The following is a 19,548-nucleotide window of genomic DNA, read 5'->3' on the forward strand; positions in this document are numbered from 1 at the left end:
GGGATGACATGTCCGAACCGGACACCGACCGGACAAGACGTGCCGACTCGATGCCAGCGGTGTCCCGGCACGCCGGCGACGGCTCCGTCCCGCGTCCGCCTGCCCTGCTCCGAAAGGGTTTCGGCCTGGTCCACCGGCTGCGGCCCGAGCGCATGACGTCTCTCATCACTCCAGAAGCGGACCTGTTCAGCGTCTGGCACCTGGGCGTTCCCGACGTCTCCACCGCCTCCTGGACCCTGACAGTCGGCGGTATGGTCACCCACGCGCTGACCCTGTCCCTGGACGACGTCGCGACCCTGCCGCAGACCGAGATCACCTCCGTGCACGAATGCGCGGGCAGCCCCCTGGCACCAACCGTGCCCCAGCGACGGGTGGGCAACGTCCGCTGGGGTGGCGTCCGGCTCACTGAACTGCTCAGCCTCGCGGGAATCGAGAAGGGTGCCCGATACGTCATCTCCACCGGCGTCGATCACGGTGTCTACGACGGTGCCCACCACGATCGGTACGAGAAGGACCTTCCTCTCGCGAAGGCACTGGACGGCAGTGTCCTGGTGGCCCTCACGGTCAACGGCGAACCGTTGCCAGTACGGCGTGGTGGTCCCCTTCGCCTGGTGGTGCCGGGCTACTACGGCACCAACTCGACCAAGTGGCTCGACTCCCTGACCGTCTCCGACCGCCGCAGCGGTGGAGCCTTCACCACCAAGTACTACATGGAGAGGCCCGAGAACGGCATGGGAGCCCCCTCTCCGGTATGGGAGCTGGCCCCCAACTCCTGCCTCGTCGCCCCCGTCGACGGAGCCGTGCACGTCGGTGAAGCGGTCGAGATCTGGGGATGGGCCTGGGCCGCCGAGCCGGTCACTTCCGTGGAGGTCACGACCGACGGCGGCCGCAACTGGAACCCCGCCCGGGTCACCCCGCGCTCGCAGCACGAATGGCAGCGGTTCACCTTCCCCTGGACGCCGGCCACGGTAGGCGAATTCATACTCGCCTGCCGCGCAACGACGGCTTCGGGAGCGACACAACCCGCCACACCCCGTCGCAACCGGATCCATCAGCGCATCGTCTTCGTCGACCAGCCGGCATGACCAGCAGGACCGGATCGAAGCGCCGGCCGGCCATGCGAGTCGACCACGCGGCCCCGACGCACCCCGTACGGCTGGTCAGGGACCGCGAACTTTTCGCACCCACCACGCCCGTCAGGCCCGCAACCCCGCCCGCCTGAGAGCCACCTCGGACAACGCGACGATGACCTCCTCGTCTCCGCGACGCCAGGCGTCGGCCAGGCCACCCGGCGGGACCGGCACCGCTGCGAGGTCACGCTGTGGGCCTGTCAGGGCGCGCAGGGCGAGCAGGTCGGCGCCGCCGGGGCCGTCGAAGAGGTCCCGGGTGGTGGCGCTGTGCCTCATCCAGCGCAGGCGCGGGGGGAGCCACAGCACCAGGACGAATGCCACGGGCAGAACGATCAGGGCGAGCGCGGTCAGGTCGGCCACCTGGCCCACGACGTGCTGCAGCGACTGTCCGGCGTCGGACAGACCGTCACCCGCCCCGGCGGCGGCCTGGAGCGGCTTCTTCAGGGAGCCTCCGATCAGCGGTGCCTTCGAGGCCGCGTCCCCCGCTTCCTGGAGGCTGGAGGCGAGGCCGGCGCCCGCGCTCTGCGCCTTGCGCCCCGGCTCGGCCAGCCGCATGATCACGCCGTGCATGGTCAGCGCGAACGCCACCGCGACCGCGATGAGGGCCAAGGCCACCAGGTCAGCGACCACCTGCCGGCTCCTGCGTGCCGGAGTCTGTGCGTAGAGGCGCATGGGCGTACTCCTGTTCCGGTGATGGAGCGGAGAGGGCAGACTCCAACCGGGCGGGCCGCCTAGCCGCGGCGGGCTCGGCCGATCGCCGAACTCGACTCTTCCACCGAACAAGGCAGGTAAACGTCTCGACACGCAGCCGATGGTCTCGATCCGCCTCACCGATCCGGGCCCCTACTTGGTGGACGCCGGCGCCGTAGGCACGCAGCCGTACGACCTTGACCGGCGGTGTGTTCTCGGGAACGAACACGGTTGCTCGTACGCCGTGCTGCTGGGCGTTCCAGGCGCGGGCGAAGCTCGGGTTGCCTCCGGAGGCGATGGTGCTGCCGCTGGCGGGAATGAGCTTCCCCCGGTGCGGGAGTGCGAGGTGCACGAGCAGGGGGCGCCGGTCGTGACGGGCACCCGCTGCTCGTGTTGTCCTCCCCCACGCATGCTGGCGGACACGGGAAGGCGGCCCGGAACGGGGCGGCCTCCCCCTCCTTTTCTCCCCGCTGCCTGCCCTGTCCCGTCTTGCGGAAGTTGATTTCCGTCAACTAGCTGTTGTTCACGTCCAGTTGCACTGGTGGAAGACGACGGAGAGCGGGTTGAGGGCGTAGTCCCAGGAGACGTCCGGGCGCCAGGATTCGAGGTCCCAGCTGTCGCCGGTGACGTGGCTTCCGTTGGGCCACTCGTAGGCGTAGCGCGAGTGGCAGGCGAGCTGCTTGTACATGGAGGAGCCCTGGGTGTCGGTGAGGCCCTTGGGGTAGGGGACGGCGGCCCAGGCCTGGTCCCACAGGGTGTTGCAGTTGGTGTCGGCGTCGTCGAATCCCTTGGCGGTGGGGTAGACCATGACGTCGATGTCGCCGTTGCGGAGGGCCTTCCACACCTTGGTCTGCTTGACCCAGGGGACATCGGTGGTGCCTTGGTAGCCGACGCATTCGCCGATGCAGGTGCCGTTGGTGCCGCCCATGCCGGGTGACCAGAACAGGCTGATGTGGCGTGCGGAGAAGTTCTGCCGGACTCCCTTGACGTCGGGGTCGGGGTATTCGTCACTGGTGGGGTAGCCGAACTCTCCGCGCTCCCATCCGTACTGGCCCCAGAGTTCGCCGATCTTGCCCCAGACGGGGTGGGCTCCGGTGGGCGCTGACCAGTAGACGGTGCCGCCTTCGAACTGCTGGCGCTTTCCCTGACCGTCGGGGTTGGCCAGCTCATCACTGACGGGGAAGCCGAGGGTGCCGGTCTCCCAGCCGAGGGCGGCCCACTTGTCGCGGATGGCTCCCCAGACGGGATGGGCTCCGGTGGCGGCGGTCCAGTAGATCGAGCCGCCGTCGAAGGTGTTGTACCGGCCGCGTCCGTTCGGGGTGGCGAGTTCGTCGCTGGTGGGACATCCGAGCGGGCCGCTCTGTCCGCCCATGGACTGGTACTTGGCGAGGATGTCGCCACCGACTTGGTAGCCGCAGATCGGGTCCTCGGCGGCCGATGCCGGGGCGGCCTGGACGGTGAGCACGGTGAGTGCGACGGCGCAGGCCAGGGCTGCTGTTTTCAGGCAGCGCCCTGCGATGTTCCTGGTATTCAACTGTGGTCCCCCTGTTGCCTGTTGGGCACGGAGGTCACATGATGCCCGTTCGCGGTGGCATGCATGCACATGCGCGTCGGGGTGGCCGCGTGATGGCTGGAATGCGGTGGGTTCGGTGGTGGGGTGCGCGAGCTGGGCGTCGGGCCCAAGAACCGGTAATGGTCGCAACTGCGCTGGTCACGCCGGTGTTTGCGGTGCATGGGGCAGCTTGTTGACCGGTTGTCTTTGAATATTCTTTAACTGGCGGGTTCGGCGCCCGCAGAGTCATGCACTTGCGTGCCAAATCCTCCACATGTTCCGCCTTTCCTACTGGGAAGGGCAGGAGAATTCGCGTAATCCTCCAGACAAGGACCCCATGGCCGCCGCGTCTTGTCCCGTATGGCAGTCGGCGCCGCGCTCCTCGCAATGGTGCCGTTCGCTGCGGCGGGGACCTCGTCCGATCCACCTGCGCTGTTGCCGGGTCGCCATGCACTGCGGCACCGGAACCCCCTCTTCACCGTGCAACTTGGCACTTCCTACGGTGCGTCGCCGGTCCTAGGTTGGCGAGCGGCCGAGGGAGCGCTGTGTGGAGTTGTGCGGGAAACGGGACTCCACACGACCACTACGGCGGCCTGGACTTGCCGCTTCGCGCAAGGTCGGCCCAAGCGGCAGCACGAAACCAGAGGAACAACCAGTTGCTCCGGCATGCGGCATCAACTACGGGGGAAACACATCCATGCTGAAACTCGGAACGGCCCGACGCACCATCGCCATGGCCGCCGCGACCCTGGCCGTCGCCGGCGGCACCGTCATCGACGTCGGCGGAGCCGCACGCGCCGCTCCCGCCAGCTGCACCATCATCAACATCGGCGCCCCTGGCAGCATCTATGTCGGCAGCGAGTACGCCGGCCAGGTGGAGCAGCAGTACAACAGCTGCGGCAGCGCCCGCGCCCATTTCCAGTACTCCTACAGCTACTGGGTCAACCACCGCGGCGACCCGCTCCCGAGCAACTGGTCAGCGAACCTCTGCCTCATGCCGCAAGGGTTCGCCACACCTCCGTGCAACGACACCGACACGATCCTCGGCCCGCAGGACGCCTACACCGGCTGGGTTCCGATCCACGACTCCACCCCCGACACCTGGCAGGCGACGGTCAACATCTCCCTCGCCTGCCGCGTGGGCTACGGCTCGTGGCACGCCTATGCCAGTGGCGCGAACTGGGGCAACGGCGACGCAGGCCCCTGCTGACGGCGTTCAGCGAGATGACAGGAGAGCAGCCCGCGGCCTGTGGGCGAGTTGGCGGGATTGACACAGTCTGTTGACGCACACACGTCAGGGGATGCCCAGAACGGGAACCGGGAACCACACCGAGGGGGAAAGCACATGCCTGATGTGACCGGCGGCAGCACCGAGAACACCGAAGCCGCGACGAGCACCGAGCCCGCGGCGGAGCGGGCTGAGGAGCAGACGACCGTCGAGGAACCCCTCCAGCCACCGTCCTCGGGGTGTTGAGCTTGGCGAGGGCGTCGAAGGTCGCCTCCACGACAACCGGCATGGCGGCGTCGGCGTGGGGAATGCCGCCCGGCCGCCATCGCCCGGTTACCTACCGCATCGGTCCATGTCGCGCGCCAGGTCGTCGAAGACGAGTGCGCCGCCCAGCGGGCGGCGAGGATCGTCTCCACGCATACGCGCTCAGACCTTGACACCCCATCCATACCGGGGAGATGCCAAGATCAGAGCCCTGTGCAACACCCGCTGGCCGGCACTGTGCCTGGTGACGTGTACGGGGAAACGGGCCCAGGCCGAGTGTGGTCACGGCAGGGCAATCGGCTGCTCGGCCCAGATGATCTTGCCGCGGGTGTGGTAGCGGGTACCCCACAGTTGGGCGAACTGCGCGATCATGTAGAGCCCGCGGCCCCCCTCGTCGGTCTCCACCGCGCGCCGGATGTGCGGAGAGGTGCTGCTGCCGTCGGAGACCTCGCAGATCAGGCTGCGGTCCCGGATCAACCGCAAGGTGATCGGTGGGCTGCCATAGCGGATGGCGTTGGTGACCAGTTCACTGACGATCAGTTCCGTGGTGAACTCCAGGTCTTCCAAGCCCCAATCCGACAACCTGCGGCTGGCCAACTTCCGTGCCTCGGCCACGAACGCGGGATCGGCCGGCAGTTCCCAGGTGACGTGACGATCCGGATCCAGCGCGCGTACCCGCGCCACGAGCAGCGCCGAGTCATCTTGCGGAGAGGACGGCGGTAGATGCCGGATCAGAGCGCTGCAGATGTCGTCGAGCGAGGCGAGTGTGGCGCCTTGGCGGTCGGACAGGACCTCGCGGAGCCATATCAGGTGTGTGTCGGTGTTCGGGTCCCTCACATCCACTGGGCCGCCGGTGTAGAGGACCAGAAGGTCGTCGTCACGCAGGATCACCTCGCCGCTGTCGAAGGGCGCTCCGCCTTCGCCGAGGGGAGGGCCGCCGGGCAGGTCGAGCTCCGCTACCTGCCCTGCCGCCGAGACACGGGCGGGTGGTGCGTGGCCCGCCCGGGCCACGGCGCACCGGCGGGAGATGGGGTCGAAGACCGCGTACACGCAACGGGTCCCAGCCGCACCGCCGGTCCGATCTTCCGTGTTCTCGTCCTGGAAGCGGCCCACCTGGTCGTCCAGGTGGGTGAGCAGTTCCTCCGGAGACAGATCGAGATCCGCGAGGGTGCGCACCGCGGTGCGCACCCGGCCCATGGTCACTGCCGCATGCAGACCGTGTCCCGCCACATCTCCGACCACCAGCGCCACCCGTGCCCCGGACAGCGGGATCACGTCGAACCAGGCACCTCCCAGGACCGCGCTGCCGCTTGCCGACACGTAGCGCGACGCCGTCTCCACGGCACCGAGCACCGGCATCCGTTGGGGCAGCAGGCTGCGTTGCAGTGCCAACGCGGTCGTGCGTTCCCGGGTGTACCGCCTGGCGTTGTCGATGCACACCGCGGCACGCGCCACGAGATCCTGGGCCAGCAGCACGTCGTCCACCTCGAACGGGTGATCGCCCCTGAAGCGCACGAAGACCACTGCCCCCAGTGCGGCGCCGCGCGCGTGCATCGGCACCAGCAGCCACGTGTGCACTCCGTAATCACGCACCAGCGCGGCCCGCTGAGGGTCCACCAGAGCCAGTTCAGCGCCCAGTTGGTCGCCTGCCAGCAACAGCGGTTCCCCACTGGCCAGCGCCCGGGAGAACAGCGAGGCGGTTCCGGAGCTGAACGGGTCGACATCTCCGGTGGCGACCACCGGCTCCGCCGGCCCCTCGGGGACGCTGGAACTCGCTGCACGGCGCAGTGCTGTTCCTTCGGCGACCGGTCCGGCGACCGGTTCCTGGCCGCCGAAGACTGGTTCCAGGAGGTTGACGTAGGCGTGGTCGGCGAAGATCGGGACGACCACGTCGGTCAGCTCGCGGGCGGTGTAGAGGACGTCAAGCGTACTGCCGATCTTCGCGCTCGCCACGTTGACCAGCGCCAACCGTTCACGGGCTCGAACGCGGTCGGTCACCTCGAAAACAGCGTGCGCCAGACCGATCACTTCCCCGGATTCGCTGCGCAAGGGAACGATCGTTTCCGAAAAGACCTGATGCCGATCCGGATCGTCGGGAGGACGTGCGATGACCTCTGTGGCAACCAGCGCCTCCCCCGTGGTCAGGACCTGTCGTTGCCGCTCCTCGAACTCCGCCATGTCCAGCATCCCGACCGGCGCCACGTCCCGCATGGGCCTCCCGAGGAAATCCCGGTCCCTGAAACCCTCCAGGCGCCGCGCGTTCTGCGCGACGAAGCGCAGATCGGTATCGAACACGTCGATGTGGAAAGGGGATTCGGTGAACAGGCCCCTCAGCAGTGCACGCCCCAGGTTCCTCCGCCTGACGGCATCGGCACTCTGCGCCTGGAGCAGCCAATACGGCTCACCGGAGGTGGTCACCAGAGGGTGGGCCCACATCCCGACCTCGACGGGCCTACCGTCCCGATGCCGCAGGACGACCTGGCCGAGGACGGCCGTCCGCTGCGCTCGGGCACGCTCGGCGATCCGGGTTGCGTCGGTGTGGGCGTACAGCAGATCGTTTGCGTGCCACCCACGGAGTTCCTCCGTGGTGTATCCGAGCAGGCGCTGAGCGCCTGAGCTCCAGCTCGTGAGCAGGCCGCGCGCATCGACAGAGGCGTACGCCTCGTCCCCGGACTCGGAGAGATCCTCGAGGGCGTCGTGGAACATGGCATCGCGCATGCGTCACACCCACTCCGCGACCCGCGGACCCGGCTGAGCCCAAGCCCAGAAATCTCGGCAACCACATCAAGCGGAAGGCACCGCCTCGCACCGGTAGCCCGTATGAAATTCTATCGCGACAGCGCGTCCCTTGCCCTGCAGCCACACAGCACACAGCACACAGCACACAGCAAGGACTCAGTCGCGCGACCCGGCGAGGACCTGGGACGCTAGCGAGGCGGGCTCACCTGCAACATCCACCTTGCCGGTGAGGGCGGGCGCCGCCCGCTCGGGTTCGACATCACGCCCGGCCAGTGGGGGGACGCCCCGCAGATCATTCACGTGCTGGAGGAGATCCGCGTGCCCCGGCAGGCTGGTGGGACGACCACGTACTCGGCCCGGCCACGTCGGGGGCGATAAGCCGTACTCATCACGCCGCAACCGGTGTCACCTGCGCAGACACCAGATCAAGCACACGATTCCCGAGGCGGGAGACCAGCGGGCCAACCGCCGGCGCCGGGGCAGCCAAGGTGGCCGGCCCACAGGGGTCGGCAAGACGGCCTACCGCCGTCGCAACGAGGTCGAGCGGACCATCGACCGGCTCAAGAACTTCCGAGCCATCGCCACGCGTTACGACAAGAGGGCGTACGTCTTTCATGGGACGGTCACCGTGGCCGCGATCCGCCCATGGCTCCGCCCGGGGTGAAACGCCCCGCTCAGAGGTCCGTCGCACCCGGATAGCGGCGACGAAGTTCGCTGAGTACGCGCTCGTCGACAGCCCTGACGTCCCACAACGAGCTGTCAATTTCGGTCAGGACGACCATCACCCTGCCCTCGGCGGACCCACGTGCTTCGGCGTCGATCAGCTGGAGGAAGGGAGTCGCCAGCGACAACAGCGTCAACGTGTCCATGCCGGCGTCGGCAGAACGTCTCTCGATCTCGGCACAGCGAGGATCGACGAATTTCGTCGAATTCGACGCGCCACGTCAGGTCCAGGCCGAAGCTGCCGAGGCGGACCAGCAGCTCAGCCAGGGTCACGTAGTGCTTTCCGTGCCAGGCAGGAAACGTGATCCCCTTCATCCCCGCCTCTGCTTCGGCCATATCGCGTGACAAGCGACCCCCTTCGTCCAGCAGCAAACACTAGGCCACGGCCCTGACCAGCCCACACGACCCACCGGCCAGGCCCCAGACCCCGGGACGCCCCGCAGCGGGAACGGGGTGGTACTCCCGCCGTCATGGCCTGGGCGTCACCCCCTGGGCGCAACGTTGGCGGTGCGGGGCTTGTCACTTCGGCCATCGGGGCATCGGTCCCGTCAGAGTCCCACGCGTCAGACAGGAACCATCATGGCCCTTCCCGACCAGATCAAGCCCGGTGAGTGTTGACTCGTGGTACCGAGTGGATCTCCCGCACGATCTATCTCCTCGACAACAGCGAAGTCAGCCACGCCACGCTTGCCGTCCGCCCCGGAGGCCCTCGCCGAGGCCGTCGGCAAGGCCCTGCGGAGGGGTCGGTGGGGCAACGAGCAACGACTCGTGCGACCGCTGTGGAAACCGGACAAGACCGAGAGCCGAGCTGGACGTGCCAGTGATCACCAATGGTGTCTCCTTACCGGAGCCGACGGATGAGCAAGAGCAGGGCGTTGCGGGTCCAGGGCGTGGCGGGCGACGGTATGTTCGGTGTGCGGTGCCGTGACGAGCGGGGCATCCGGTGGCGGGTGGCGGCGGGGCTGCTGCTGGTGGTGGCCGTGACCTACAACGACTGGCTGCTGCAGTTCTGGGTACGCACGGGACTGGACCAGCGCGACTCCTATGTCAGTGAGGCCTTCGCCGCCGACCAGCCCCACCACGTGCTTTTCAGCGTGGTGGAACTGGTCACAGCGACCCTGGTGATGGCCGCAGCGGGTCTGGTCGTAACGGGACTGCCACGGGGTTGGCCCGCCGCCGGATGGGGCGCGCTGATGGTGTTCGGGGCCTGCTCGGTGGCGGACGTCGCGCTCCCGATGCGGTGTGCGCCCTCCCGAGAGGCGGGATGTCCGGTTGACACCATCGCGCACACTACGACAAGCGGCCTCGTGCACTTCGCCTTGTTCGCCTCGATGGCCGCCTTCGTCGTCGCCACCCGCGCGGCGACCGGGGAAGACTGCCGGGCGGGGCGCTGGGCCCGCTGGCTGCTACCGGTATCCGTGGCCGCGGCGGTCTCCTCCGCCGGACCCTATATCGGCCATCCAGGCGGACAGGGCGTCGCCCAGCGGATTCACCTGCTCACGGTGGGCCTGTGGTTCTGGTTGCTGGCGACCCAACTGTGGCGGGAGCAGCGGCACACGTGACCGCACCCCTGCCCCTCTCGAACGGTCAGTGTTCTGGTACTTCAGCCGGAGTTCTGTATTTCTCCTGGTCAACAGCCTGGAGGTGGGAGTGTAGCGGGGGGTTTTGCACGGGCGGGACGGTCTTGGACGGGCTGTCCCACCAACGAGTGTCCGCGCCACATGGAGCGACAGCGACGCGAGCACTCCATTGGCGTGATCCACGACGTACCGACGAATGCCTGGGACGTGGAACGCGAAGAACTCTTCCTGCGGACCGGAGCGCGTTTCGCCCGGGCCCTGTGCGACGCGCTCGTCGACCACGGGGCGACGTCGCTCCTGCTGCTGGTCGGCCATCCGGAGCCAGCGGTGCCGATCGTCAGGACCGTCCGGGGCGACCGGCGGCTTGCGGAGGTCCTGATCGGCGCTCCGGCCGGACAACCGGAGTTCGCCGAAAACTCTGAATCAGCCCTGCAGAGGTCCTTGAAGCTCGCGGCGGCGGCCAAGGCACGTGATGCCGGTAGCGGTTCGCATCTTGAGGGCGGTGCGGTCGTACTCTTCCCGGCTGCACAACCGGATGCGGTGGCTTCACGACACGGATGGGGCCGCCGGCGATGTGCGGGCATGGACTGTGTGCGCTTGGCCTCGGTGCGACCAACTGGCGCGCTGGCGGTGACCTGGCTTCCGGCCATCGACATGCAACGGAGGCGTCTGACCGACGGCAGGCGGCCGGGGCGGTGTCCTTACCGAAGACCTCTACGGAGGGAGGGCCCCGGCGTGTGGCGACCAAGGTCCAGGCTCCGCTGGGGTGATAGCGCTGTAGTGACGGACTTTGGATGGGGCAGTACTTTCAGGTCACCCGGAGACGTAGTACAGCGGTGTCGGGGCATGGGTGGCGGTGAAGAGCAAGCCGGTGTTCACCGGGCCGGTGCTGACCGCGTGGCGGTCTGAATGGGTGCTCGGCATACGGCCCTTGGCATCGGTGGTGCCCAGTTCGCCGGACTGCTAGGGCGTGTATCGACAGTGCCTGGTAAGGATGGCGTAGAGCCCGTTCGTGATCCAGAATGACTGGATGGTCACGCTTGAGACTCCCCGTTTGATCCTTCGTCGCTGGCGCGAGGAAGACATTGCGCCCATGGCTGCCGTCAATGCCGACCCCGAGGTCATGCGGTGGATCCGTGACGGCAGTGTCCGTGACGAACAGCAGACTCGCGGCGGGGTCCAGGCGTGGGAGAACGAGTGGGAGTCACAGGGCTTCGGCCTGTTCGCCGTGGAGATCCGGTCCACTGGCCAGCTGGCTGGGTTCACCGGCCTTTCGGTGCCCAACTTCTTGCCGGAGGTACTGCCCGCGGTTGAGGTCGGCTGGCGGCTGGGACGTTCCCACTGGGGGCAGGGCTTGGCCACCGAGGCCGCTGCCGCCGCTGTGCGGTTCGGGTTCGAAGAGCGAGGACTGGAGCGGATCGTGAGCATCACTCAAGTGGGCAACGACGCCTCCGAACGGATCATGACCAAACTGGGGATGCACCCGGTCCGTGAGACCGTCAATCCCACCTGCGGTCGGCGAGTACGGGTGTTCGAGTTGTCGTCGCACCAGTACGCCACTACCACTCGTTGAGGGCGGCAACGAGGACGGTAACCTCGTAGCGGACCGCGAGTTCGTACCTCGTCGCCACCGCCCGGAAGCCCTTGAGCGCGTTGATGGTCCGCTCGACTTCGTTCCCAGGGTCACAGGGCCTTGTCCGCCGACATGGCGTTCGGCTACGTCTTCAACACCGCGCAGAGCCCCGCCGCCGCCCATGCCTGGCTGATCGACACCAAGATCCGCAAGAGCGCGCCGCTGAACTGCCTGCGCGACAAGCACGGCAAGGACGGCACCCCCGGTGAGCGCAACGCCTCCGGCTACGACCCGGACGACAACCGCAAGGTGATCTGACCGGACGGCTGGGCCGCGAAGTCGGGCAACCCGAACACCACTCCGGTCACCGACATCTCCCCCAAGGACAAGGCCTCGTGCGACGAGTTCACCTTCGCCTCCGCCTCCGCCTACAACAGCGGCGGCATGCCCAAGGACTAGGTCGGAACGAACCCCGTCGCCTCCGGCGACCAGTGCGTGCGGACCTTCGCCACGAAGCTGTCCGACGGCCCGGGAGTCCGGGCTCCGACGGTTAGGCGGTCTGACCAGGGGTGTCCTGAGACGTTGCGGCGTGCGTGGTGTGGATGGTCTCCATGGCCTGGGAGGCTCGGGGGTATCCGATGTAGCCGGCCAGGAGGGTCATCAGGGCGGTGAGTGCTTGGTCGTCGAGTCCATGGCGTCGCGCCAGCATGAGATGGGTGAGGAGGCGGTCCCCGGAGACCCCTTGGGCGGCCAGGGCGGTGATGACGGCGATGCTGCGATCGCGTCCGGTGATAGCGGGATCCGACCAGGCGGCTCCGCCGGCGGCGTGCAGCGTTCCTCGGCGAACGGGATTCCGACGCGGGCGGCGAAGGCGTGGGCGACATCCTGTTCGGGGACGTCGAAGATCCTCGCGTAGGCCGTGATACCGCGCTCCCGGCGACCGCCGGGAGCGTGGTCCTCGGCCAGTGACCGGTCGGGGTCAAGTGGGCTGGACACGGGCACCTGTTGCCTTTCCTCATGGGGCGCTTGTGAAGTCCGGATGCGTCGTTTCCGTGGTCCGTGCGACCGAGCGGAGCGGCGTGTGTCTGGAGCGGAGGCTCCGCACGCCGGCGTGACCAGCAGGAGGTGTCGGCCGGAACTCCCGGAAGCGCGTGGGCAGGACGTGTGTGGCGCCCGCGAGTTCTCCACACGGCGGCCGGGCGCCCGCTCCGGAGTCCGGCGGGGTGCGGTTGCGCCGCCGCGTTCATGGACGCTGAGGCTCAGGCCTTGGCGTCGCTGTCGCGGGTCGGTGGGGCTCAGGCCCGTGCACCGGTGTCGTAGAAAGCGCGGGCGGCTGGGCCGATCCACTCGGGGCGTTCCCAGTCGGGCCAGCGGGTACGGGCGTTCTCGTCGATGGTGTCGGCAGTCTCGTCGGCGGTGGCGCCGGACTCGCGCAGCCGTAGGGCCTCGGTGCGGACGTAGGCGAGGTAGTCGCGGACGTCGTGGATGAGCGAGGCGTCGGTGACTTCGCCGTGGCCGGGGACGACGATTTGCGGGGCGAGTGCGGCAAGCTGGTCGAGCACGCCGATCCAGCCTTCACCGTCCACGTCGGTGTCGTGGGGCGGGAAGTACGGCGCGATCGGGAAGATGCGGGTCTCCAGCAGATCACCGGCGAACAGCACCCGGCCGTCCACAAGGACGATCTGGTCGGAGCGGGTGTGCGCCGGGCCGACCTCGCGCAGCAGAGCGGTACGGCCGCCCAGGTCGATCTCGGCCTCTCCTGCGTAGATCAGGTCGGGGTCGACGAACTCCACCCCTTCGAGTTCGGCCGCGACCTGGGGGCTCAGGTCCCTGAACATCCCCAGGTATCCGGCGCCCTTGCGCCGCAGTTCCGCGCGTTGCGCGGCGTTGTAGACGATCGTGGCCGCGCCCTTGAACGCCTGGGCGCCGAAGCCGTGCTCGGGGTGGAAGTGGGTGACGGTGAGGTACAGGCGGCGGTTTCCGGCCAAGCGCTGGGCCTGTTCCAGCACCGCCGCGCCGTTGCGGGGACCGATCCCGGTGTCGATGACAAGCGCGGCGCTCTCGCCGAGGACGATGCCGACGTTGGGGACCAACTCGACGCGGTTGTCCGGGATGACGAAGACACCGTCGGACACCTCGACCGGGGATCCCGTCACCACGGGCGGGGGGCTCTGCCGGATGTCCGGCGCGGCGTCGGGGCTCATGGGGGCGGGATCGGTGGGGCACATCACCGGACTCCATATCTGAACAGTGTTGAGATTCCGGTCCGAGCGTAACACTCAATCTGAGCGCCGCTAAGATTGAGGCATGGCGAAGGAGCGATATCACCACGGAGACCTGCGCGGCGCCCTGCTCGACGCGGCCGAGACCCTCGTGCGCGAGCACGGCACCGACGGCTGGTCGCTACGGGAGGCATCGGCGCGGGTCGGAGTCAGCCCCAGCGCCGCGTACCACCACTTCGGCTCGCGCGACGCACTCGTCCACGCCCTGTCCGAAGTCGTGCTGGCCCGGTTGGGGAATCACCTTCGCGAGGCGATGGACGCAGCGCCGGACCAAGGCACGGAACGTCTCGTCGCGTGCGGCCGCGCCTATGTCTCCTGGGCTGTCGAGGACCCGGCCGTCGCCCGGCTCGTCTTCCGTGGCGGTGCCACCGAGCCGCAGTCCGCCGTCTCCCCCCACCCGCACGACGTGCTCACCACCGAGCTCGACCGCCTGACCGAAGCGGGCGACCTTCCCCCGCAGGCCCGCCCAGGTGCCGAATTCGTGGTCTGGGCTGCCATCCATGGCCTGGCCGTCCTGCTCATCGACGGCCTCATCCACATCGACGGTCGGCAGGGCATCGAACGTCAGGCCGAGCGTCTGGTCTGTGCCGCCCTCAACGGTCTGGCGCAGGAGACCGTCCCTCGGCCGGACCGGCCGATGCCCCGCACCGCCCACACGCAGCGCCTCGCCCAGCGCCCGGCCGCCAGCTCGGCGACACGCACGTCCTCACGCTGACGACGGCGGAGCAGGAACGAAGATGCTGACGCCATGGATGTCAGGCCGCGGCTGCAGCGGGTCAGGGACATTGGCCGACCTGCTCGTGGGGACGAGGAACCGTCAGATCGCCCGTGCGACGTAGCCGACCGTGATTTCGGCGCGGCCCCGCGAGGCAAGGTCCAGCGCGGTGAACGGCTCGACATCCTGACGCCTGCCTGCTCGGCCAAGTCGCCCATGGCCCGTTTCACGGCCCCTGAGCCGAACGTCCGCGGCCGGAGGGCAGCCGTACCACTGGGAGGCAAGCAGGCCTGGTCAGCCGTACTGCTGCTGCCACTCCTCCGGATGGCTGCTGAAGGCTCACTGCCTCGTTGCGGGACCTGGCCCGGGAATCACCGCGGCAGGCCGTCCGGTCGGTGCTCGGTGGGCGACACAGGGGGACGGACTCGTGTCCGCTCGCGCCGTCCGCAGCGGCCTGTCGGCTTCACCCGGGGGCGCTTGGACGCCGTGGGCACGGCGGCATACCGTCGCAAGCGCCGGTGCTCCTGGGCCAACGGGCCGGGGCCGGGGACTCGACGGGCTTGCGCGAAGCCGTCCTGTCAGCCGGAGACGGCCTTCGCCCAGCCCTGAGTGACCGTCTCCTGCGCCTTCTCCAGTTGCGCGTCCGTGGGGAACTGCGGTGATCCCTCGACTGTGGGGAGCCGGTCGGCGGCGGCCTTGTCAAGGGTGCCGTTCTGCCTCATGACGTCCATGAGCACAGGGCGGGCATAGCCGTAGAGCCGGAGGTTCTGGCCCTCTGTGCTGAACAGGTACTCCTGCCACAAGCGGGCAGCCGCCGGATGGGGGGCGTTCTTGTTGACCGCCAGCGCGTAGTACTGGGCGAAGCTGCCGTCGAAGGGGATCGCGACCTGCCAGTTCACGCCCTTGCCGCGGAGCTGGTCGGCGTAGCCGAGGTTGATGTAGTCCCAGTTGATGCTGATGGGCGTCCGGCCGTCCGCGACCGTTGCCGAGGTGGAATCGAGGGGGTTGAAGTTGCCGCTCTTGCTCAGCTCGGCGAAGAAGTCGAGACCGGGCTGGATGTCTTCGAACGACCCGTTGTTCGCCAGCGCGACCGCGTAGACGCTGGCGAAAGCGGTACCCGACTTGGTCGGGTCGCCCTCGAGCGCGACCTTGCCCTTGTAACCGGGCTTCAGCAGATCGGCGAAGGTCTCCGGGCAGGGCTTGACCCGGTTGGCGTCGCATCCGATGGAGATGTAGCCCCCGTAGTTGTTGTACCAGCGGGCATTCGAATCCTTCTGATTGCCGGGGATCGAGTCGTAAGCAACGACCTTGTACGGTGCGAGCAGGTTCTGCTCCGCTGCCGTCCGCGCGAACGTGTCACCCACGTCGATCACGTCGGGGGCCGTCGGCCGGTTCCCGCTCTTCCTCACGGCGTCGATCTCGTCCTCGCTGTGACCGTGCGGGTCCTCATCCGTGACCTTGATTCCGTATTTCTTCTCGAAGCCGGCGATCAGGCCACCGTAGTTGGCCCAGTCGGACGGAAGCGCGATGGCCCTGAGCGCACCCTCCCGTTTCGCCGCCGCGATCAGCGCGCGCATGCCGCCCACCTCGTCGGCGGATGTAGCCACCGACGGCTTCTCGAGTCTCACGGTCGGCGCGTTCTCGCAGGCGCTCAAGCCCAGTGCCACGAGGGCGAAGCAGCCGAAGACCGCCGCTGCTCGGGCCCGGGGTGTGGTCACGACGGCTCCAGGGCGTGAGGGGGAATGAGGACGGTCACCGAGGGTGGTCTGTGCACCGAGCTTCGGCCCGAGTCATTGTTGCCGCCTCGCAGGGGGCTGCGAACCGCTGAGTGCCCCGGTCGTGGAGTTCCGGAAGCTGCCGAGGGCGAGAGCTGCAGTACTCAGGTCGGCGCGCGCACAGGGTCCTACCAGCTGCCGACGGCATCACACGGTCCGCAGGGGCGGGCCTCCGCTGCACCTCCTGGGTCCACTGCGCCGACGAAATGGCCGAAATGGTCATCGAGGCCAGGGTACCCGGCCGCCTCGATGGCGGTGCCAACCGGCGGAAGCCTGCGATCAGCGCGTTTCGACGGCAGGGCCTCGGACTCGGCTCACCTGGGGTCCGCGCCGCCCCGGTGACGGTCCGGTGCGCACGATCCCCTCACAACTCCGTGTCGTCCCATTGGCCGAGCAGGATCTCGTCCAGCCCCTCCACCCCCGGCGTGGCGCCTTCATGGAGGGATTGTTCGGCCCAGATGACTTTGCCGGTGGGCGTGTAGCGGGTCCCCCAGCGTTCGGCGAACTGGGCGACCAGGAAGAGTCCGCGTCCCCCCTCGTCGGTGACGTTCGCCCGGCGCAGCCGGGGGGAGGTACTGCTGCCGTCGGAGACCTCGAAGATCACGGTGCCCGCAGCAGAGCCGCTGACCGACACCGTGCGGAGCAGCCGTACGGTGATCGGCTCGGTGCCGTAGCGGACGGCGTTGGTGATCAGCTCGCTGAGGATGAGTTCGGCGGTGAAGGCGACCTGCTCCAGGCCCCACTCCTTCAGTCGGCGGGCGCAGGCAGTGCGCACCGGGGCCACCGCCGCCGGGTCACGGGGCACGTCCCATTCCGCTACCTGATCGGGACCGAAGCGGCGGGTGCGGGCGACCAGCAGCGCGATGTCGTCCTTGGGCCGGTCGGGCAGCAGGGCCTCCATCACCGCCGCGCAGGTGGCCTCCGGGGTGCGATCGGGACCTGCCAGCGCATCGCGCAGGGCCTCCAGTCCGGCGTCCAGGTCGTGGCCGCGGACCTCGATCAGTCCGTCGGTGTAGAGAACCAGCAGAGCGCCCTCGGGCACGGTCAGCTCGGCACTCTCGACGGGCAGGCCGGCGCTCAGCCCCAGGGGCGGCGAGACGGGCACCTGGGGGAAGTCCACGGTCCCGTCGGGCTGGACCACCGCCGGTCCCGGATGGCCCGCGGTGGCGAGGAGCAGTCGACCGGAGGTGGGGTCGTAGACGGCGTACTGGCAGGTCGCCCCGGTGATCCCCGGCCCGTCCTCGCCGGCGTCGGACTCCTCGGCGTCGATCTGGGCCACCAGCTCGTCCAGCCGGCCCAGCAGTTCCTCCGTGGGCATGTCCAGGCTGGCGAAGTTGTGTACGGCGGTGCGCAGCCGTCCCATGGTCGCCGCGGCGTGCACACCGTGGCCGACGACATCACCGACCACCAGCGCGACCCGGGCGCCGGACAGCGGGATGACGTCGAACCAGTCCCCGCCGACCCCGGCCTGGGCCGGCAGATAGCGGTAGGCCACCTCGAGGGCCGACTGCTCGGGCAGCCCGCGTGGCAGCAGGCTGTGCTGAAGGGTGACGGCCATGGCGTGTTCACGGGTGTAGCGGCGGGCGTTGTCGATGCACACCGCTGCCCGGGCGGCCAGTTCCTCGGCGAAGGACACGTCGTCGTCCTCGAACGAGGGCGAGCCGCTCGCCCGCCAGAAGTCCACCATGCCCAGCACTACGCCTCGGGCTCGCAGCGGGACCACGAGCAAGGAGTGGATGCCGTGCTCGAGGATCCGCTGGGCACGTCGAGGGTGCTGGGCCCGCCAGCCATCGCAGGTGCTCAGGTCCCTCACCAGGACCGGTCGGCCGCCGGCCATCGCTGCGGCGACGGGGTGGCCGGGGACGAACCGGATCAGGTCGCCGACGGGGTGGAGGAGCCGGTCCCCGTCCGGACCGGCAACAGCGGTACGGCGCATCTCGGTGATCCCGGTGGTCGCATCGGAGGACTCCTCGCCGCGCAGGACGGGGTCCAGCAGCTCGACGGTGACGACGTCGGCGAATCGGGGCACCGCCACCTCCGCCAGCTCCTCGGCGGTGCGCTTCACATCGAGCGTGGTGCCGATCCGCAGCCCGGCGTCGTAGATCAACCTCAACCGCTCGCGGGCCAGCTCGGCCCTGCCGGAAAGAGCCCGCAGCTCGGTGGTGTCCCGCAGCGTCACCACGCTGCCGACCGGTCCGTGAGGTGCGGTGAGCCGCTTGTTGACCGCGAGCAACAGGTCCGCCGCGAGGTACACCTCGTCGGTGGCGGGGCGGTCGGAGGCCAGCAGCTCGGCGAGGTCCTCCTCCAGCCCCAGATCGGTGATGCGGCGCCGCTCCGAGTCCACCGGAAGGTTCAGCAGCCGCCGTGCCTCGTCGTTGGCCAGCAGCAGCCGGCCGTCCCCGCCGATGATCAGCACCCCTTCCCGCACGGCGTGCAGGACCGCGTCGTGGTGCTCGTACATCCGGGTCATCTCGACCGGGCCCAGGTCATGGGTCTGCCGTCGCAATCGACGGCTCACCAGGCCCGCCCCGCCCGCGGCGACGACAAGTGCCGTGGCGGCCCCGCCGAACAGGACCGGCAGCTGCCGGTCCAGCCTGTGCTGCACCTTCTCGACCCTGACGGGAACGGAGACGATGGCGACGACCGAGCCGTCAGGAGCCCTGACGGGGACCGCCGAGATCACGGAGAGCCCCAGGACTCCCCGGAAGGTCCTGGTGAACGGCTTGCCGCTCGCCGCCTGCGCGTAGGGCCCGACGATGTGTTTCCCGATCTGATGCGGGTCGCTGTGGGTGAGGGTGATCCCGTCCAGCCTGTACACGATGATGGCGTCGACGCCCGCTGCCTTCCGGGCCGCCTCGGCGTGCGGCTGCAGCACCGCACTCGGATTCGGGCTGTTCAGTGCCGCCACGATCCCCGGGGAGTTCGCGAACGCCTGCGCCGCGGCAAGCGTCCGGCTCCGGGCGTCCGCCATGGTGTCGCGTCGGGCCTGCACCACGAGAACCACGAGCGTGGCGGCGACGATCAGCACCACGCCCACCAGCTGCAGAAGGAAGACCTGGCCGGCGACGCTGCGCAGGCTCAGCAGCGAGCGCAGGCGCCGCGGACCCGCCTCTCCCCCACGACCCGCCTCTCGCCCATGAGGAGGCCGAACGTGCTCCTGTCGCCCTGGGTGATCTTGTCCCGGACGAGGATCCCTACCGGAACCATGGATCCCCCAGGACCCGCCAGACACCCCGCGCCCGGACTGGTCCGATTCTCCGCGCATATCCCCTTTCTATCGCTTCTGGGTCACTGGCC

At 68.9% G+C, this 19,548-nt stretch carries 16 protein-coding genes and 2 pseudogenes; 9 read left to right on the top strand and 9 right to left on the bottom strand.

What is annotated here, in order from left to right; all coding sequences use genetic code 11:
• Nucleotides 1-8: 8 nt before the first annotated feature.
• On the top strand, nucleotides 9-1,085 hold the full coding sequence (locus tag ADK64_RS37040; protein ID WP_053666467.1) for a molybdopterin-dependent oxidoreductase: 1,077 nt from the start codon (nucleotides 9-11) through the stop codon (nucleotides 1,083-1,085).
• Nucleotides 1,086-1,196: 111 nt separating this feature from the next.
• Here ADK64_RS37040 and ADK64_RS37045 read toward each other — a convergent pair whose 3' ends face one another.
• From ADK64_RS37045 to ADK64_RS37050, 3 genes are all read right to left on the bottom strand, one after another.
• Nucleotides 1,197-1,802, bottom strand: a complete 606-nt coding sequence (locus tag ADK64_RS37045; protein ID WP_053666468.1) for a hypothetical protein — start codon at nucleotides 1,800-1,802, stop codon at nucleotides 1,197-1,199.
• Entirely contained in the window at nucleotides 1,750-2,172 is a 423-nt protein-coding gene (locus tag ADK64_RS48545) for a pyridoxal-phosphate dependent enzyme (RefSeq protein ID WP_420713094.1), read from the bottom strand. The genes ADK64_RS37045 and ADK64_RS48545 overlap by 53 nt, the downstream gene beginning before the upstream one ends.
• Before the next feature lie 171 nt (nucleotides 2,173-2,343).
• Nucleotides 2,344-3,354 carry a DUF2599 domain-containing protein gene (locus ADK64_RS37050; protein WP_159046432.1) on the bottom strand — a complete coding sequence of 337 codons (1,011 nt, stop codon included), beginning with the start codon at nucleotides 3,352-3,354 and terminating at the stop codon, nucleotides 2,344-2,346.
• A 715-nt stretch (nucleotides 3,355-4,069) separates the two neighbouring features.
• Here ADK64_RS37050 and ADK64_RS37055 point away from each other — a divergent pair.
• Together ADK64_RS37055 and ADK64_RS48550 are read left to right on the top strand one after the other, a co-directional pair.
• Nucleotides 4,070-4,582 (top strand): hypothetical protein, encoded by a 513-nt coding sequence (locus ADK64_RS37055; protein WP_053666470.1) that lies wholly within the window; start codon nucleotides 4,070-4,072, stop codon nucleotides 4,580-4,582.
• 135 nt (nucleotides 4,583-4,717) lie between these two features.
• The gene (locus ADK64_RS48550) at nucleotides 4,718-4,846 is read left to right on the top strand and encodes a hypothetical protein (RefSeq protein ID WP_267888598.1); all 129 of its coding nucleotides are present in this window, start codon (nucleotides 4,718-4,720) and stop codon (nucleotides 4,844-4,846) included.
• Nucleotides 4,847-5,146: 300 nt separating this feature from the next.
• Here ADK64_RS48550 and ADK64_RS37060 read toward each other — a convergent pair whose 3' ends face one another.
• Nucleotides 5,147-7,582 carry a SpoIIE family protein phosphatase gene (locus ADK64_RS37060; protein ID WP_053666471.1) on the bottom strand — a complete coding sequence of 812 codons (2,436 nt, stop codon included), beginning with the start codon at nucleotides 7,580-7,582 and terminating at the stop codon, nucleotides 5,147-5,149.
• Between the two features lie 186 nt (nucleotides 7,583-7,768).
• Between ADK64_RS37060 and ADK64_RS44220 the strand changes: the two are divergent.
• Nucleotides 7,769-8,267, top strand: a pseudogene (locus ADK64_RS44220) (IS5 family transposase); the annotation flags it as partial.
• 10 nt (nucleotides 8,268-8,277) lie between these two features.
• On the opposite strand, the gene ADK64_RS48050 reads toward ADK64_RS44220, so the two are convergent.
• Nucleotides 8,278-8,472 carry a hypothetical protein gene (locus tag ADK64_RS48050; protein WP_234384870.1) on the bottom strand — a complete coding sequence of 65 codons (195 nt, stop codon included), beginning with the start codon at nucleotides 8,470-8,472 and terminating at the stop codon, nucleotides 8,278-8,280.
• Nucleotides 8,473-9,183: 711 nt separating this feature from the next.
• On the opposite strand from ADK64_RS48050, the gene ADK64_RS37070 reads away from it, so the two are divergent.
• The 4 genes and pseudogenes from ADK64_RS37070 to ADK64_RS37080 all read left to right on the top strand — a co-directional run bounded on the left by ADK64_RS37070 (nucleotide 9,184) and on the right by ADK64_RS37080 (nucleotide 11,797).
• Nucleotides 9,184-9,888 carry a DUF998 domain-containing protein gene (locus ADK64_RS37070; protein ID WP_234384871.1) on the top strand — a complete coding sequence of 235 codons (705 nt, stop codon included), beginning with the start codon at nucleotides 9,184-9,186 and terminating at the stop codon, nucleotides 9,886-9,888.
• A gap of 273 nt (nucleotides 9,889-10,161) precedes the next feature.
• Nucleotides 10,162-10,320, top strand: a pseudogene (locus ADK64_RS48055) (amino acid ABC transporter substrate-binding protein); the annotation flags it as partial.
• A gap of 616 nt (nucleotides 10,321-10,936) precedes the next feature.
• Complete coding sequence (locus ADK64_RS37075) at nucleotides 10,937-11,479, top strand: GNAT family N-acetyltransferase (protein ID WP_078993085.1); 543 nt, start codon at nucleotides 10,937-10,939, stop codon at nucleotides 11,477-11,479.
• Between the two features lie 120 nt (nucleotides 11,480-11,599).
• A complete protein-coding gene (locus ADK64_RS37080) occupies nucleotides 11,600-11,797 on the top strand; it encodes a hypothetical protein (protein WP_053666472.1) in 198 nt (65 codons plus the stop codon).
• Between the two features lie 232 nt (nucleotides 11,798-12,029).
• Here the strand turns inward: ADK64_RS37080 and ADK64_RS49340 are convergent, their stop codons facing one another.
• Both ADK64_RS49340 and ADK64_RS37085 read right to left on the bottom strand, forming a co-directional pair.
• The gene (locus ADK64_RS49340) at nucleotides 12,030-12,311 is read right to left on the bottom strand and encodes a carboxymuconolactone decarboxylase family protein (protein ID WP_078993070.1); all 282 of its coding nucleotides are present in this window, start codon (nucleotides 12,309-12,311) and stop codon (nucleotides 12,030-12,032) included.
• 463 nt (nucleotides 12,312-12,774) lie between these two features.
• Entirely contained in the window at nucleotides 12,775-13,683 is a 909-nt protein-coding gene (locus ADK64_RS37085) for an MBL fold metallo-hydrolase (protein ID WP_053666547.1), read from the bottom strand.
• 103 nt (nucleotides 13,684-13,786) lie between these two features.
• Here ADK64_RS37085 and ADK64_RS37090 point away from each other — a divergent pair, with 103 nt between their 5' ends.
• The gene (locus ADK64_RS37090; protein ID WP_053666473.1) at nucleotides 13,787-14,476 is read left to right on the top strand and encodes a TetR/AcrR family transcriptional regulator; all 690 of its coding nucleotides are present in this window, start codon (nucleotides 13,787-13,789) and stop codon (nucleotides 14,474-14,476) included.
• Between the two features lie 578 nt (nucleotides 14,477-15,054).
• Here the strand turns inward: ADK64_RS37090 and ADK64_RS37095 are convergent.
• Together ADK64_RS37095 and ADK64_RS37100 are read right to left on the bottom strand one after the other, a co-directional pair.
• Nucleotides 15,055-16,194, bottom strand: coding sequence for an ABC transporter substrate-binding protein (locus tag ADK64_RS37095; RefSeq protein ID WP_053666474.1), 1,140 nt, complete (start codon nucleotides 16,192-16,194; stop codon nucleotides 15,055-15,057).
• Nucleotides 16,195-16,615: 421 nt separating this feature from the next.
• Complete coding sequence (locus ADK64_RS37100) at nucleotides 16,616-19,327, bottom strand: SpoIIE family protein phosphatase/ATP-binding protein (RefSeq protein ID WP_234384882.1); 2,712 nt, start codon at nucleotides 19,325-19,327, stop codon at nucleotides 16,616-16,618.
• Between the last annotated feature and the right edge of the window lie 221 nt (nucleotides 19,328-19,548).

Origin of the sequence: Streptomyces sp. MMG1121, assembly GCF_001280015.1 — a bacterium.
GTDB lineage: Bacteria > Actinomycetota > Actinomycetes > Streptomycetales > Streptomycetaceae > Streptomyces.

Coding starts and splice junctions, on each gene's coding strand:
- ADK64_RS37085 (WP_053666547.1), bottom strand. CDS start 13,683: ATGAGCCCCGACGCCGCGCCGGACATCCGGCAGAGCCCCCCGCCCGTG.
- ADK64_RS48050 (WP_234384870.1), bottom strand. CDS start 8,472: ATGGACACGTTGACGCTGTTGTCGCTGGCGACTCCCTTCCTCCAGCTG.
- ADK64_RS37060 (WP_053666471.1), bottom strand. CDS start 7,582: ATGCGCGATGCCATGTTCCACGACGCCCTCGAGGATCTCTCCGAGTCC.
- ADK64_RS48550 (WP_267888598.1), top strand. CDS start 4,718: ATGCCTGATGTGACCGGCGGCAGCACCGAGAACACCGAAGCCGCGACG.
- ADK64_RS37055 (WP_053666470.1), top strand. CDS start 4,070: ATGCTGAAACTCGGAACGGCCCGACGCACCATCGCCATGGCCGCCGCG.
- ADK64_RS37045 (WP_053666468.1), bottom strand. CDS start 1,802: ATGCGCCTCTACGCACAGACTCCGGCACGCAGGAGCCGGCAGGTGGTC.
- ADK64_RS37070 (WP_234384871.1), top strand. CDS start 9,184: ATGAGCAAGAGCAGGGCGTTGCGGGTCCAGGGCGTGGCGGGCGACGGT.
- ADK64_RS37075 (WP_078993085.1), top strand. CDS start 10,937: ATGGTCACGCTTGAGACTCCCCGTTTGATCCTTCGTCGCTGGCGCGAG.
- ADK64_RS37040 (WP_053666467.1), top strand. CDS start 9: ATGTCCGAACCGGACACCGACCGGACAAGACGTGCCGACTCGATGCCA.
- ADK64_RS37090 (WP_053666473.1), top strand. CDS start 13,787: ATGGCGAAGGAGCGATATCACCACGGAGACCTGCGCGGCGCCCTGCTC.